The sequence below is a fragment of the Micromonospora sp. KLBMP9576 genome (assembly GCF_050941805.1).
Lineage (GTDB): Bacteria > Actinomycetota > Actinomycetes > Mycobacteriales > Micromonosporaceae > Micromonospora.
Genome location: NZ_CP194567.1, coordinates 5,430,926 through 5,446,354, shown reverse-complemented (window position 1 = coordinate 5,446,354; position 15,429 = coordinate 5,430,926). Strand labels below are relative to the sequence as shown.

General features: G+C 74.8%; 12 protein-coding genes. 8 read left to right on the top strand and 4 right to left on the bottom strand.

Annotation, left to right across the window (positions count from 1 at the left end; genetic code table 11):
- Positions 1–23: 23 nt before the first annotated feature.
- From ACQ452_RS24045 to ACQ452_RS24015, 7 genes are all read left to right on the top strand, one after another.
- On the top strand, positions 24–884 hold the full coding sequence (locus tag ACQ452_RS24045) for a TIGR00730 family Rossman fold protein (protein WP_433387525.1): 861 nt from the start codon (positions 24–26) through the stop codon (positions 882–884).
- Between the two features lies 1 nt (position 885).
- Entirely contained in the window at positions 886–1,431 is a 546-nt protein-coding gene (locus tag ACQ452_RS24040; RefSeq protein WP_433387523.1) for a TIGR00730 family Rossman fold protein, read from the top strand.
- Between the two features lie 60 nt (positions 1,432–1,491).
- Complete coding sequence (locus ACQ452_RS24035) at positions 1,492–5,037, top strand: ATP-dependent helicase (RefSeq protein ID WP_433387521.1); 3,546 nt, start codon at positions 1,492–1,494, stop codon at positions 5,035–5,037.
- Positions 5,038–5,053: 16 nt separating this feature from the next.
- Positions 5,054–8,500, top strand: coding sequence for an ATP-dependent helicase (locus ACQ452_RS24030; RefSeq protein WP_433387520.1), 3,447 nt, complete (start codon positions 5,054–5,056; stop codon positions 8,498–8,500).
- A 198-nt stretch (positions 8,501–8,698) separates the two neighbouring features.
- Positions 8,699–8,902 carry a transcription antiterminator/RNA stability regulator CspE gene (cspE, locus tag ACQ452_RS24025; RefSeq protein WP_007464836.1) on the top strand — a complete coding sequence of 68 codons (204 nt, stop codon included), beginning with the start codon at positions 8,699–8,701 and terminating at the stop codon, positions 8,900–8,902.
- A gap of 221 nt (positions 8,903–9,123) precedes the next feature.
- A complete protein-coding gene (locus ACQ452_RS24020; protein WP_433387518.1) occupies positions 9,124–10,422 on the top strand; it encodes a DEAD/DEAH box helicase in 1,299 nt (432 codons plus the stop codon).
- Between the two features lie 192 nt (positions 10,423–10,614).
- Positions 10,615–10,803, top strand: coding sequence for a hypothetical protein (locus tag ACQ452_RS24015; RefSeq protein ID WP_433387517.1), 189 nt, complete (start codon positions 10,615–10,617; stop codon positions 10,801–10,803).
- 33 nt (positions 10,804–10,836) lie between these two features.
- On the opposite strand, the gene ACQ452_RS24010 is transcribed toward ACQ452_RS24015, so the two are convergent.
- From ACQ452_RS24010 to ACQ452_RS23995, 4 genes are read right to left on the bottom strand one after another with little or no spacing between them, the layout of a single operon-like run.
- The gene (locus ACQ452_RS24010; protein ID WP_433387516.1) at positions 10,837–11,088 is read right to left on the bottom strand and encodes a hypothetical protein; all 252 of its coding nucleotides are present in this window, start codon (positions 11,086–11,088) and stop codon (positions 10,837–10,839) included.
- Positions 11,089–11,108: 20 nt separating this feature from the next.
- Entirely contained in the window at positions 11,109–11,993 is an 885-nt protein-coding gene (locus tag ACQ452_RS24005; RefSeq protein WP_433387514.1) for an ABC transporter permease, read from the bottom strand.
- Entirely contained in the window at positions 11,983–12,762 is a 780-nt protein-coding gene (locus tag ACQ452_RS24000; protein WP_433387512.1) for an ABC transporter ATP-binding protein, read from the bottom strand. Before ACQ452_RS24000 ends, ACQ452_RS24005 begins: the two co-directional genes overlap by 11 nt.
- Positions 12,759–13,823: an ABC transporter substrate-binding protein gene (locus ACQ452_RS23995; RefSeq protein WP_433387511.1), complete on the bottom strand. Its 1,065-nt coding sequence runs from the start codon at positions 13,821–13,823 to the stop codon at positions 12,759–12,761. The genes ACQ452_RS24000 and ACQ452_RS23995 overlap by 4 nt, the downstream gene beginning before the upstream one ends.
- Before the next feature lie 263 nt (positions 13,824–14,086).
- Between ACQ452_RS23995 and ACQ452_RS23990 the strand changes: the two genes are divergently transcribed.
- Positions 14,087–15,397 carry a M16 family metallopeptidase gene (locus ACQ452_RS23990; RefSeq protein WP_433387509.1) on the top strand — a complete coding sequence of 437 codons (1,311 nt, stop codon included), beginning with the start codon at positions 14,087–14,089 and terminating at the stop codon, positions 15,395–15,397.
- The last annotated feature ends 32 nt before the right edge of the window (positions 15,398–15,429 follow it).

Here is a 15,429-nt window from a genome sequence, read left to right as displayed (position 1 = left end):
GCCGCTCCACTACGGTTGCTCCCATGGGTCAGAGCAACGGGCGGGAGGCCGGCCGCGAGCCGGGACAGGAGCGGCACCGGGGTGCCGTGACGCTGCGCAGGCAGGCGATCACGGGCAGCACCGCCGACCAGCGCCTGCTCGATTCTCGCGGGCGCGGCGACTGGAAGACCAAGGACGCCTGGCGGGCGCTGCGCATCCTCTCCGAGTTCGTCGAGGGCTTCGACACCCTCGCCGACCTGCCGCCGGCGGTCAGCGTCTTCGGGTCCGCCCGCAGCCGGCCGGAGAGCCCGGAGTGCCAGCTCGCCGAGGCGCTGGGCGGGGCCCTGGCCCGAGCCGGCTACGCGGTCATCACCGGCGGCGGGCCGGGCGTGATGGAGGCGGCGAACCGGGGCGCCAGCGAGGCCGGCGGGCTCTCCGTCGGCCTCGGCATCGAACTCCCCTTCGAGCAGGGCCTCAACGACTGGGTCGACCTGGCCGTCGACTTCCGCTACTTCTTCGCGCGCAAGACCATGTTCGTCAAGTACGCCCAGGCGTTCGTCGTGCTGCCCGGCGGGTTCGGCACCATGGACGAGCTCTTCGAGGCGCTGACCCTGGTGCAGACCGGCAAGGTCACCCGGTTCCCCGTGGTGCTGATGGGCGAGAGCTACTGGGGTGGCCTGCTCGACTGGCTGCGCGACACCATGGCCGCCGACGGCAAGATCGGGCCGGTCGACCTGGAACTGATCCGCGTGACCGACGACGTCGACGCGGCGGTACGGCACATCGTCGCGGCCGAGGCCGCCCTCAACGTCGAGCAGGAGGCGGTCCGCGAGGAGGCCGTCGCCGTCGCCACCAGCGAGCGGCGGGCCGCCGCCGAGGCGGGCGACGAGAACGGGGAGCGCTGAGGTGGCGGCGATCTGCGTGTTCTGCGCCTCCTCCCGTACCCTCGACCAGCGCTGGCTGGACCTCGCGGCCGGGACGGGCGCGGAGATCGCCCGGCGCGGGCACACACTCGTCAGCGGCGGCGGGTGCGTCGGCATGATGGGCGCGCTGGCGGACGGGGCGCGGGCCGCCGGCGGCCGGACCATCGGGGTGATCCCGCAGTCGCTCGTCGACCTGGAGGTCGCCGACCTGGCGTCGGACGAGCTGCTCGTCACCGACTCGATGGCCAGCCGCAAGACCCTGATGATCGACAAGTCGGACGCGTTCCTCACCCTGCCCGGCGGGCTCGGCACCCTGGACGAGCTGTTCGAGGTCTGGACGACCGCCACCCTGACCCTGCACACCAAGCCGATGGTGCTGGTCGACACCGACGGCTTCTACCGCCCGGTGCTCGACTGGCTGGGCGCGCTGGCCGACCAGGCGTTCCTGAAGCCCGCGGGCCTCGGCCTGCTCACCGTGGCCGACACGGTCCCCGCCGCCCTGGACGCCCTGGAACTCCGCCTGGCCTGACGCCCGTCGCCGGCGGGGTGGCGGGGCCAGGGTGTCGTACCGGCGTGATGGGATGGACGAATGCAGGCGTACCGGCTGGTGCGTCGGCCTGCCGAGGTGGCCCGGGGGGACCACCGCGTCGGCGGGCCGGCCCGGGGGGACGGTCGGTCCGGCGGGCCGACCGGGGACGAACGGCGTGCCGGCGAGGGCGCGCGTGACGGGGCGTGGCGGGGCGATCCACGCCAGGCGGAGATCGTGGCGCACACCGACGGGCCGATGCTGGTGCTCGGCGGGCCGGGCACGGGCAAGACCGGCACGCTGGTCGAGGCCGTCGCCGCGCGGGTGAGCGAGGGCGTCGACCCGGAGCGGATCCTGGTGCTCACCTTCGGCCGCCGGGCCGCCACCGCGCTGCGCCAGCGGATCGAGGCCCGGGTCGCCGAGGGCGGGCACCGCGTGCTGCGCGAGCCGCTCGTGCGGACCCTCCCGGCGTACGCCTTCGGGCTGCTGCGCCGGGCGGCGGCCGAGCGGGGCGAGCCGTCCCCCCGGCTGCTCACCGGGCCGGAGCAGGATCTGATCATCCGCGAGCTGCTCGACGTGGTCGGCGAGGCGCCCGACGACGACCCGGTCGGGTGGCCGGAGGACCTGCGCCCCGCGCTGCGCACCCGGGCCTTCGCGGCACAGCTACGCGACCTGCTGATGCGCGCCGCCGAGCGGGGCGTCGGCCCCGTCGAGCTGGCCCGGCTGGGCGAGAAGCTCGGCCGCGCCGACTGGCCCGCCGCCGCGCGCTTCCTGCGGGAATACGTGGCGGTGCTCGCGCTGCGCGACGTCAGCAACCGGGGCTCCGTCGCGTACGACCCGGCGGAGCTGGTCCGGGCCGCCACCGGGATGCTGCTCGACGACCCCGAGCTGCTCGCGGCGGAGCGCCGCCGCCTGGCGTACGTCTACGTCGACGAGTTGGCCGACACCGACCCGGCGCAGCAGGAACTGCTCGCGACGGTGGCCGGGGGAGGCAAGCCACTTGTCGCGTTCGCCGACCCGGATTCCTCCACCTACGCGTTCCGTGGCGCGGACCCGGCGGGGGTGACCACGTTCCCGCACCGCTTCCGCACCGCCTCGGGGGCGCCCGCCGCACAGGTGGTGCTCAGCACCTCCTACCGGGCCGGCTCCGGGCTGCTCGCCGCGTCCGGCCGCCTCGCGCGGCGGCTGCGCGGCCCGGCGGCGCACCGGCGGCTGCGTCCGCTGCCCGACGCGCCGCCCGGCTCGGTCGAGGTGCACACCTTCCGCTCGGCCACCAGCGAGGCGGCCTGGCTGGCGCACGCGCTGCGCGAGGCGCACCTGCTCGACGGCGTGCCCTGGTCGGAGATGGCCGTGCTGGTGCGCTCCACCGGGCGGCAACTGCCCTCGCTGCAGCGCGCCCTGCACGCCGCCGGGGTGCCCACCGTCGTGCACGGCGAGGACCTGCCGCTGCACCTGCAACCGGCGGTCGCGCCGCTGCTGCTCCTGCTGCGCTGCGCCCTGGAGCCCGAGCGGCTCGACGAGGAGGCCGCCGTCGCCCTGCTGCACTCGCCGCTCGGCGGCGCCGACCCGCTGGCCGAGCGGCGGCTGCGCCAGGGGCTGCGCGCCCTGGCGCTGGCCGGCGGCGATCGTCGGCCCTCCGGTGAGCTGATCGTGCGGGCACTGCGCGACCCGGCCGAGCTGGCGGCGATCGAGCGGCACTGGGCGGAGCCGGCGCAGACCGTCGCCGGCCTGCTGGCCGTCGCCCGGGAGACCGCCGCGCGGCCCGGCGCCACGGCGGAGGACGTGCTCTGGGCGGTCTGGCGGGCCAGCGGGCTCGCCGAGCTGTGGTCCGCGGCGACCGGCCGTGGTCAGACGGTGGCCGGCGAGGGCGACGTCGCCCGGCGTCGCCGCGCCGAGGCGGCCGACCGTGACCTCGACGCCGTGATGGTGCTCTTCGACGCGGCGGCCCGGTTCACCGACCGGCTGCCCGGTGCGCGCACGGAGGTCTTCCTCGACCACGTCCTCGGCCAGGACCTGCCGGCCGACACCCTCGCCCCGACCGCCGACCGGGGGGAGGCGGTGCGGCTGCTCACCGCCCACGCCGCGAAGGGCCTGGAGTGGGACCTGGTGGCGGTCGCCGGGGTGCAGGAGGGGGTCTGGCCCGATCTGCGGCTGCGCGGCAGCCTGCTCGGCTCGGAACGCCTGGTCGACGTGCTCGCCGGCCGGGCGGCCGGTGCCGGTGCGGTGGCCGCCCTGGTCGGGCAGACCTCGGCGCTGCTCGACGAGGAGCGCCGGCTGTTCCACGTCGCGGCCACCCGGGCCCGGCGGCGGCTGCTGGTCAGCGCGGTCGCCTCCGCCGCCGTGGGCGGCGACGACCACGAGGAGCAGCCGAGCCGCTTCCTGTACGAGTTGGGCCCGACCGCCCCGCCCGCCCCCGGCGACGATCCGGACCCCGACGGGCCGCCCCCGGGTGGGGCGGGTCCCGACGGGCCGCCCTCCGACGGGGCGGATTCGGCGGTCACCGGTGCGGCGGGGCCGGAGGGGGACGTGCGGCGGCGGGCCGGGGATGGCGGTCCCGGCGGGGCCGGGGAGCAACCGGACCGGCCGGGCGCGCTGCCGGTGAGCCGCCCGCCCCGGGCGCTGACCCTGCCGGCACTGGTGGCGGAGCTGCGTACCGCCGTCGGTGACCCGGCCGCGCCCTACGCCCGGCGGCAGGCGGCGGCGGCGGAGCTGGCCCGGCTCGCCGCCGCCGGGGTGGCCGGCGCGCACCCGGACGACTGGTGGGGGCTGCGGCAGCTCTCCGACGACCGCCCGCTGGTCGACGAGGGCGAGCCGGTCCGGGTCACACCGTCGGCGATGGAGAGCGCGCTGCGGTGCAGCCTGCGCTGGCTGCTGGAACGGCACGGCGGCAGCCCGCCGGCCAGCGCCGCCCAGGGCGTCGGCAACCTGGTGCACGCCGCCGCGATGCTCGCCGAGGACGCCAGCGCCGACCGGGGCGCCCTGCTGGACTACGTGGCCGCCCGGTTCGACGCGATCGAGCTGGCCGCCCGCTGGATGGTCGGGCCGGAGCACAGCCGCGCCGAGGCGATGGTGGACAAGCTGCTGCGCTGGCTGGCGGCGAACCCGCGCCGGCTGCTCGCCATCGAGCACGAGTTCGCGGTGCGCCTCGACGACCCGCACCGACCGGTCGAGCTGGTGGGCCGGGTGGACCGGCTGGAGATTGACGAGGACGGCCGGTTGGTCGTGGTCGACCTCAAGACCGGCAAGTCCACCGCCGTCACGGCCAGCGACCTCGCCGAACACCCGCAGCTCGGCGCCTACCAGGCGGCGGTGGAGGCGGGGGGCTTCGCCGACTTCGGCGCGGAGTCCGGCGGGGCGGCCCTGGTGCAGCTCGGCACCGGCGCGAAGGACGCGAAGGAACAGAGCCAGTCGCCCGCCGGCGAGGGCCCGGAGGCCGGCTGGGCGACCGCGCTGGTGCGCCGCACCGCCGATACGATGGCCGCCGCCACCTTCGCGGCGGTCGCCAACTCGAAGTGCCGGGTCTGCCCGGTGCGGACGAGCTGCCCGGTCTCCGGGCAGGGCCGCCAGGTGGTCGAGCCACCGACCCCCCGCCGTCCGGAGCACCCGTGAGCTTGCGAACCCCGCAGTGACGCAGCCCGCCCTGTTCAGCAGCGCGACCCCCGCGCCCCGGGCCGCCACCGTCGGCCCCCGGTACACCCCGGTGGAGCTGGCGAAGCTGCTGGGCCTGCCCGTGCCGACCCGGGAACAGGCGGCGATCATCGCCGCCCCCGTGGAGCCGCTGCTGGTGGTAGCCGGCGCCGGGTCGGGCAAGACGGAGACGATGGCCGCCCGGGTGCTCTGGCTGGTCGCCAACTCGTACGTGCGCCCGGAACAGGTGCTCGGGCTGACCTTCACCCGCAAGGCCGCCGGGGAGCTGGCGCACCGGGTGCGTACCCGGCTCGACCAGTTGGTGCGGCGGCTCGGGCGGCGGGGGCGCGACCCGCTCGACGACCCGCTGGCCGGGGAGCCGACCGTCTCCACCTACCACTCGTACGCCGGCCGGATCGTCACCGAGCACGGGCTGCGGGCCGGCTACGAACCGTCCACCCGGCTGCTCACCGAGGCGTCCCGCTGGCAGTTGGTCGATCTGCTGGTGCGCAACTACGACGGCGACATGTCGGGGGTGGACCGGATGCCGAGCACGGTCACCGACGCGGTGCTGGCCCTCGCCGGCGAGCTGGACGAGCACCTGGTCGATCCGGACGCGCTGGCCGCGTGGACGGGCCGCTTCTACGCCGAGGTGCAGGCGCGTCCCGGGCGGGTCTACGCCGACGTGCGCAAGGCGCTGCACCTGCAGCGGACCCGGCTGAAGCTGCTTCCGCTGGTGCGCGCGTACGCCCGGCGCAAGGAGGACTTCGAGGCGATGGACTTCGCCGACCAGCTCGCCCGGGCGGCCCGGGTGGCCCGGGACCACCCGGCGGTCGGCGCGATCGAGCGGGACCGCTACCGCGTGGTGCTGCTGGACGAATACCAGGACACCAGCCACGCCCAGGTGGTGCTGCTCAACGCGCTCTTCGGCGGCGGCCACCCGGTGACGGCCGTCGGTGACCCGTGTCAGTCGATCTACGGCTGGCGCGGGGCGAGCGCCGGCACCCTGGACCGCTTCCCCGCCGAGTTCGCCCGCACCGGGGGCACGCCGGCCGAGGTGCTCACGCTCACCACGAGCTGGCGCAACCGGCCGGAGATCCTCGGCGTCGCCAACGCCCTGGCCACCCCGCTGCGCGCCGCCGGCGCCCGGGTGCCGGAGCTGCACGCCGCGATGAGCGTCAGGGACCCGGTGCCGCACCGCAGCGCCCGTGGCGCCGCCGGCGGCACCGTGCACTGCGCCCTGCTGCGGACGTACGCCGACGAGGCCGACTGGATCGCCGACAGCGTGCTGAACGCGTGGCGGGGGGCGGCCAGGATGCCGGGCGTGCTGCCCGAGCACATCCCGGTGCCACAGCGACCCACGACCGCGGTGCTCGTGCGGTTGCGCAGCCAGATCCCGGCGATCGAGTCGGCGCTGCGCGAGCGTGGCCTGCCGGTCGAGGTGGTCGGCCTGGGCGGCCTGCTGGACACCCCCGAGGTGCGGGACGTGGTGTGCACGCTGCGGGTGCTGGCCGACCCGACGGACGGGGCGGCGCTGCTGCGGCTGTTGACCGGTGCGCGTTGGCGGATCGGGCCACGCGACCTGGTGGCCCTGCACCGCCGGGCGAAGGCCATCGCGGCGGCCCGGCGCAAACTCGCCGACGACGGCACCCCGGAGATCACCCCGGACCTGCTCGACGAGGCGACCCTGGTCGAGGCGCTGGCGGATCCGGGCCCGGCACAGGCGTACTCGGCGGAGGGCTACGCGCGGCTGCGGGCGTACGGCCGGGAGCTGGGCCTGCTGCGCTACCGGCTGGACCAGTCCCTGCCGGAGCTGATCGCCGACATCGAGCGGACGATCGGCCTGGACGTGGAGGTGGCGGTGCGGGCCGGCCGGGACGGGGCCGGGGACGCCGGCCTGGCCCGGGGGCACCTGGACGCGCTCGGTGACGTCGCGGCGCGGTTCAGTGGCGAGACGCCGAGCGCGACCCTGTCGGGTTTCCTGGCCTACCTGGCGGCGGCCGAGGACGAGGAGCGCGGCCTCACCCCGGGCGAGGTGGAGGTGGTCGAGGGGGCGGTGCAGATCCTCACCGCGCACGCCGCGAAGGGCCTGGAATGGGACGTGGTCGCGGTGGCCGGGCTCACCCGGGGCGTCTGGCCGGGGCCGGTACGCAACTCCGACCACTGGCTCGGCGGCCTGGGCGTGCTGCCGTTCCCGCTGCGCGGCGACGCCGACGGGCTGCCCGAGCTGGGCCTGGCCGAGGCCGAGGACCAGCGGGGGGTGGCCCGGGCGCTGGAGGATTTCACCGACGCGTGGCGGGCGCACGACGAGCGGGAGGAGCGCCGGCTGGCGTACGTGGCGGTGACCCGGCCCCGGCGGCTGCTGCTCTGCTCGGGCTACTGGTGGGGGGAGGGCACGAAGCGTTCGCGCGGCCCGTCGGTGCTGCTGCGGGAGGTGCACGACGCCTGCCTGGCGGCCCGCGCGGGGCACCTGGTCGACGAGTGGGCGCCGGAGCCACCGGGCGACGCGGTCAATCCGACGACCGAGGTGGTGCTGCGGGCGGAGTGGCCCGCCGATCCGCTGGGCGCCAGCCGGCCGACGCTGGCCGAGGCGGCGGCCCTGGTCCGCCGCTCCCTCACCGGTGGCGACGCCGCCGGCCGTCCGCCTGCCGGCGCCGAGGGGGCCCGCGGCTCCGCTGCCGACGGCGACGACGCCGGGCAGGGCCCGCAGGGTGCGGTCGACGACCCGGACGTGGCCCGGTGGCGGCGGGAGGCCGATCTGCTGCTCGCCGAGCGGGCCGAGCTGACCCGGCAGTCCGGTGCGGTGGAGGTGGCGCTGCCCGGTCAGCTGTCGGTGACCCAGTTGGTGGCGCTGCGCCGGGATCCGGCGGCGCTGGCCCGCGCGCTGCGCCGTCCGTTGCCCACGGAGCCCAACCCGTACGCCCGCCGGGGCACCGCCTTCCACACCTGGTTGGAGCAGCGATTCGGCGCCGACCGGCTGCTCGACCTGGACGAGCTGCCGGGTGCGGCCGACGCGGACGCGGCGCCGGACGAGGCGCTGGCGGAGCTCCAGGAGCGCTTTCTGGCCAGCGAGTGGGCCGACCGGGTGCCGGTCGAGGTGGAGGTGCCCTTCGCCACGGTGATCGCCCGGGTGGTGGTCCGGGGGCGGATGGACGCCGTCTTCGCCCGGCCGGGCGGTCGGTTCGACGTGGTCGACTGGAAGACCGGTCGGCAGCCCGTCGGCCCCGCCGCCGACGTGGCCGCCGTGCAGCTCGCGGTCTACCGGCTGGCCTGGGCGGAGTTGGCGGGTGTGCCGGTGGAGCGGGTGGGCGCGGCGTTCCACTACGTGCGGGACGGGGTCACGGTCCGCCCGGCGGACCTGCTCGACGCCGACGGGCTGACCGCGTTGATCGCCGCCCTGCCGGAAATCCCGGCAGGGGGTGCCTCGGCGGCGGATACGTGCTAGGTTGGTCGCGTTGCAGTTATGGTTCCCAGAGACTCTGTGTGCGCCTGGAGGATTGTGGCCCAGGCGCTCTTTGTTGTGTCCGGAGTTCTCCGGGCGGGGCGACCAGAAGCGACAAGCGAGCCAGGCAGTTCCGCTGGCGCGCTCCTTTCGAGCCCACAACAGGTGTGGGTTCGACGTTCCGTCAAGGAGACGAAACAAATGGCTATTGGCACCGTCAAGTGGTTCAACGCTGACAAGGGCTTCGGCTTCATCACCCCCGACGGCGGCGGCGCCGACGTCTTCGCCCACTTCTCGGCGATCCAGTCCTCCGGCTACCGGAGCCTGGACGAGAACCAGCGGGTCGAGTTCGAGGTGACCCAGGGCCAGAAGGGCCCGCAGGCGGAGAACATCCGCCCGCTCTGATCTTCGGATCTGACGTAACACCCACCGCGCCCTTCCGGGCGCGGTGACGGGACCGGTCCGCCCCACCGTCGACCTGCGTGAGCAGGCGGCGGGCCGGCGGCGGGCCGGGCCCCGTAACCCTTTCGGTTCGTGCTTGTGAGTCATCCGCGGTTCGCCCGCCGGTGACAGCGCCCTCTCGGCGCCCTCCCTCGACACGTGCCGCCGTCGAGGAAGGCTTCCGCATGACCACTGTCATTCCGTCTTTTGCCCATACCGGGCTGGCCCCGGCGTTGCTCGCCGAGCTGACCGCCCAGGGCATCACCGAGCCGTTCCCGATCCAGTCGGCGACCCTGCCGGACTCGCTCGCCGGCCGCGACGTGCTCGGTCGGGGCCGTACCGGCTCCGGCAAGACGCTCGCCTTCGGGCTTCCCCTGCTGTCGCGCACCGCCGGCCGGCGGGCCCGGGCGGGACGGCCGCTGGCCCTGGTGCTGGTGCCGACCCGTGAGCTGGCCCAGCAGGTCACCACCGCACTCGAGCCGTATGCCCGGGCCGTCGGGCTGCGTTGCGCCACGGTCGTCGGCGGCCTGTCCCTGCAACGCCAGGCGGACGCCCTGCGATCGGGTGTCGAGCTGGTCGTGGCCACCCCCGGGCGGCTGCACGACCTGATCAACCGTGGCGACGCCCGGTTGGACCAGGTCGCCATCACCGTGCTCGACGAGGCCGACCAGATGGCCGACATGGGCTTCCTGCCGCAGGTCACGAAGCTGCTGGAGCAGGTCGCCCCGGACGGCCAGCGGATGCTCTTCTCGGCCACCCTGGACGGCGGCGTGGACCGGCTGGTCCGCCGCTTCCTGAGCAGCCCCGTGACCCACTCGGTGGACCCGGGCACCGCCACGGTGACCGCGATGACCCACCACGTGCTGCACGTCGACGCGCTGGACAAGCCGACCGCGCTGACCTGGATCGCCGCCCGCGAGGGCCGGACCATCCTCTTCATGGGCACCAAGCACCGCGCCGACCGGCTGGCCCGCCAGCTGCTGTCGAAGGGCGTACGCGCGGCAGCCCTGCACGGCGGCAAGTCGCAGCCGCAGCGCACCCGGATCCTGGAGCAGTTCCGCACCGGGCAGGTGACGGCGCTGGTCGCCACCGACGTGGCGGCCCGGGGCATCCACGTGGACGGCCTGGACATGGTGGTCAACGTGGACCCGCCCGCCGAGGCGAAGGACTACCTGCACCGGGGTGGGCGTACCGCCCGGGCGGGGGAGTCCGGCGCGGTGGTCACCCTGGTCCTGCCGGAGCAGCGCCGGGACGTGTCCCGGCTGATGTCGACCGCCGGCATCCGGCCCGAGTCCGTCCAGGTGCGTTCGGGCGACGCGGCCCTGGCCCGGGTGACCGGTGCCCGGGAGCCGTCCGGTGTGCCGGTGACGATCGCGCTGCCCGCGCCGCAGGCCGGTTCCGCCGGTCGCGCCGGTGACGGCGGCCGGGCACCGCACCGCGCCTCGGGCCGCCCGCGCCGGCCCCGTCGGCCGCGCGCCTCCTGACCTACCTTCCCCGCTTCATCCGCCGGGTCCGGGCACTTGTGCCCGGGCCCGGCGTTTCACGTCCGCCCCCTGTCGAGTCCGGAATCAGCGGACTTTGCGTCCGATCGGCGACTGTTTCCGCCGTGGCGTGTGGTGAAGGCTGTGGGGCGGGGGAAGAACCGGGCGGCATCGCCCGGCGGGGGAGGGGTGACCATGGCGGGCGACGCCAGTTCGGGCGCGGCACGGGAACTGCTGCTGGTGCTCGCGGTGGCGTTCGCCGGGTTGCTGCTCGCCCTGGTCGCGGTCTTCACCCCGTGGCACACCACGCCCGACGGGGCCGCGCCGGCGGCTCCGGTCGAGCTGCGCACCCCGACGGAGCGGCCGGGCACCACCACCGGCTGAGTCGCGCCGCGACCGGGGCTCCGCCCCTCCGGCTCAGCCCGGGTGGCTCTGCTCGGCACCGGCCGGCCGGTGTCCCGCGCGGAGCAGATCGGCGAGGGTGGTCCGGTCGACGCTGCCCCGGTGGCTGACCAGCAGGCCGGCCCGGCACAGGTCGACCAGGATGCCCCGCAGGAAGCTCAGCGGGATGCCCTGGCTGTCGGCCAGGGCGCCGGCCTTGACCAGCTCGCCGCCGCCGACCGGGGAAGGCGGTGGCGACGACGAGCATGGCCCGGAGCGCGTAGTCACTGCGCGCGGAGACGTACACGTCACTGGCCCGCCTGGTCGAGGACGCCCCAGCGGCGCCGGATCGCCCGGTCCGCCGCCCCGAACGCGGCGTCGACCGCCAGGCCCAGCACCAGGATCACGATCATCGTGGCGATCAGCCAGGGGGAGTCGGAGAACTCCCGCGCGTAGGTGAGCTGCGCGCCCAGCGAGGTCTGCGAGATGCCGACCACGATCAGCTCGCCGGCCATCAGGCTGCGCCAGGAGAACGCCCAGCCCTGCTTGAGCCCGGCCACGATGGCGGGCAGGGCGGCGGGCGCGATGACGTACCGGTACAGCTTCCACCCGTGGGCGCCGAGGTTGCGGCCGGCGCGCAGCAGCAGCGGTGGGACGTAGTCCACGCCGGCGATGACGCCGTTGGCGATGGACGGCGCCGCGCCGAGCACCACCACGAAGAAGATCGCCTTCTCGCTCAACTCGAACAGCAGGATCGCCAGCGGGAACCAGGCGATCGAGGGCATCGTCTGCAACGCGGTGATCATCGAGCCGATCGCGGCGCGCAGGAACCGCGACCGGGCGACCGCGAGACCGAGCAGCAGGCCGACGGCGACCGAGAAGAGGTATCCGAGGGCGGCCCGGCGCAGGGTGGTGGCCAGCCCGTCCCAGAGCTGGACGCCGCCGAGCTGCCGGAGCAGTTCCTGCCCCACGGTGACCGGGCCGGGTAACGCGTACGCGGGCTTCCAGCCGGTCCAGACCAGCACCTGCCACACGCCGAGGGTCAGGGCGAGGGCGGCCAGCTTGGGCCAGGTCGCCGCCCAGAGCCGGCTCGCCCGGGGGCCGCCCTCATCCCGGCCGGCCAGTTCCAGGGCGTCCAGCCCGGAGATCTCCGCCCCGGTACGCGGCACGGTGGTGAGGGTGTCACCGGCCATGGCGGCCCACCTCCCTGCGTAGGCGGTCGGTGACCTCGGCGGCGATCGCGGCGACCTCGGGGGAGTCGATGCGGCGCGGCCGGGGCACATCGACCGGCGTGGACCAGATGATCCGGCCGGGGCGGCTGGAGAGCAGGATGATCCGGTCGGCGAGCCGGGCCGCCTCGCGGACGTTGTGGGTCACGAAGAGCACGCTGAGCCGCCGTTGCGTCCAGATCCGTTCCAGCTCGTCGTGCAGGATGTCCCGGGTCATCGCGTCGAGTGCGCCGAACGGCTCGTCCATCAGCAGCACCGGCGCGTCCAGGGCGAGGGTGCGGGCCAGCGCGACCCGCTGGCGCATCCCGCCGGACAGCTCGTGCGGGCGCTTGCGACCGAAGTCGGCCAGGTGCACCGTGGTGAGCAACTCGGCGACCCGCTCCCGGCGGGCGGCCCGGGGCAGCCCGCGCAGCTTGAGCGGCACCTCCACGTTGCCCTCGACGGTCAGCCAGGGGAAGAGGGCCGGCTCCTGGAACATCAGCCCCGGCTCGACGCCCTCGTCGAGGGCGATCCGTCCGCCGCTGGGCCGGTCGAGGCCGGCGACCAGGTTGAGCAGGGTGCTCTTGCCGCAGCCGGAGGCTCCGACCAGGCAGACGAACTCGCCGGGCGCGACGTCGAGGGAGACCCCGTCCAGGGCGAGGACGGCGTTCGTGCCGCGCCCGTACACCTTGGTGACGCCGTGCAGGGCGACCGAGCCGGTGGCGCCGCGCGGCGTCGTCGTGGTCGACGTCATGGCTGGGCGACCTCGGGCCCGCCCTGGGCCCTGAGCACCTCGTTGAGGTGACTGAGGTCGTAGAGCCCGTCGAGGTCGACCGGTTGGGTGAGCCCGACGGCGACGGCGTGGTCGAGGCCGGTCTTCAGCGACGAGGCGATCGGGTCGTTGGTGAACTCCAGCGTCGGCCAGGCCTGCTTGATCAGTGTGAGGTCGAGCGGCTTGCCGCTGATCTTCCCGATGTGTTCGGAGATGGCCTGGTGTGCCTCGTCGGGTCTGCCGTTGACGAACTCGTTGGCGGCCACCTGCCCCTCGACCAGCTTCTTCACCACGTCGGGGTGGGCCTTGAGGAACTTGGTGCTGACGATCAGGTTGGTGATCACGAACTTCCGGTCCGGCCAGAGGTCGCGCTCGTCGACGAGCACCTTGCCGCCGGCGTTGACGAGGCGGGACGCGAACGGCTCGGGTACCCAGGCGCCGTCGATGGCCCCGCTGCCGAACGTCTCCACCGTCTGGGCGTTCTCCTGTGGAACGATCTTGACGTCGCCGCCGCCCTCCTTGGTCGTCGTGAGGCCCTTCTCCCTGAGCCAGTGGCGCACGGCCACGTCCTGGGTGTTGCCGAGCTGCGGGGTGGCGATCTTGCGGCCCCGGAGCTGTTCCACCGAGGTGATCCCGGGCTTGACGACGAGCGCGACGCCGCCGGAGGCCGCGCCGGAGATGACCCGGACGGCCTCGCCCCTGGACTTCGAGAAGGCGTTCACCGTCGGGTTCGGCCCGATGTACGTGGCGTCGAGCGCGCCGGAGAAGATGGCCTCGATCGCGGCGGGGCCGGCGTTGAAGGTCTTCGTCTCCAGCTTGACGCCGTCGCCGAGCTTCCCGGCGAAGATGCCCTTCTCGACGCCGACCACGGCCGGCGCGTGGGTGATGTTGGGGAAGTAGCCGAGCCGCAGGGGCGTCGGGCCGGAGCCGCCGCCCGCGTTCCCGCTGTTGTCGCCGCAGGCGGCGGCGGTGCCGAGGGTCACCGCACCGACGGCGGCGAGGGTGGCCAGGGACACCCACCGGCGCCGGGGAAGCCGTCTCATGGTCCGTCCAATCCGCAGTATTCCTACTTGGTTGGTAGGAAGAGTGGTCTCGCGGCTGAGCTGCCGTCAAGGGTCGACCACATGCCGGGACCTGCGTTCCATAAAAGACGGCAATCTCTACCGGTTGTATGCGGTTTGCGGCCCGCTTCGCCGACACCGCCCCCGGGGGCCGGGTGGCCCGGGCGCCCTCGCCCGTGCGGCGGTCGGGGCGACTGGCCGCAGCTCGCCCGTCACCGCAGTGCCGACGCGCTAGGGTCGATTCCGTGGCGGCCCGGAGATCGAGAATTCCAGCGACGAAATACCCGGTCGAGCGGTTCACCCTCGACAACGGCCTGCGGGTGGTCCTGACCCCCGACCGCAGCGCCCCGGTCATCGGGGTGGCGGTCGTCTACGACGTCGGCATCCGCTCGGAACCCGAGGGGCGCACCGGCTTCGCGCACCTCTTCGAGCACCTGATGTTCCAGGGCTCGGAGAACCTGGAGAAGCTGGCCCACTTCCGGCACGTGCAGGGCGCCGGCGGCTCCTTCAACGGCTCCACCCACCTGGACTACACCGACTACTACGAGACCCTGCCGAGCAACGCCCTTGAGCGGGCGCTGTTCCTGGAGGCCGACCGGATGCGCGGCCCCCGGCTGACCGAGGAGAACCTGCGCAACCAGGTCGACGTGGTCAAGGAGGAGATCCGGGTCAACGTGCTCAACCGGCCGTACGGCGGCTTTCCCTGGCTGACCCTGCCGCCGGTCATGTTCGACAGCTTCCCGAACGCGCACGACGGCTACGGCTCCTTCGTCGACCTGGAGTCGGCGACCGTCGCCGACGCCGCCGACTTCTTCCACCACTACTACGCCAGTGGCAACGCGGTGCTGGCGGTCAGCGGTGACCTCGACGTCGCCGAGGCGACCACGCTGATCGAGCGGCACTTCGGCGACGTGCCGGCCCGGCCCGCACCGCAGCGGCCCGACTTCGCCGAGCCCGACCTGACCGCCGAGCGGCGCACCTCGTACACCGACGCGTTGGCCCCGTTGCCGGCGGTGGCCGGCGCCTGGCGGGTACCCGACCCGATCGCCGACTTCGCCGGCTACCTGCCGTACGTCGTGCTGGCCGAGGTGCTCACCGACGGCGACGCCTCGCGGCTGGTCGAGCGGCTGGTCCAGCGGGACCGGGCGGTGACCAGCATCGGCGGCTACGTCGGCTTCATGGGTGACCCGTTCGACGTGCGGGACCCGACGGCCCTGCTGCTCCAGGCCCACCTGCCACCGGACGGGGACGTGGACAAGGTGCTGCGCACCGTCGACGAGGAACTGGACCGGCTGGCCGCCGACGGCCTGGCCGAGGAGGAACTGGCCCGCACCCAGGCCCGGATGGCCACCCACCTGTTGCGCGACACCGACGCGGTGCTTGGCCGGGCGTTGCAGATGGCCGTGCTGGAGCAGCAGCGCGGCGAGCCGGGGCTGCTCAACGACCTGCCCCGGCTCGTCGGCGAGGTCACCGCCGAACAGGTCCGCGCCGCCGCGGCCACCCTGCGGCCGGAGCGCCGCGCGTCTATTGAGGTCATCGCGGGAGGTGCCAGGTGAGCGCGAGGAGTGAGCCGGGTTTGCGAGCCCCG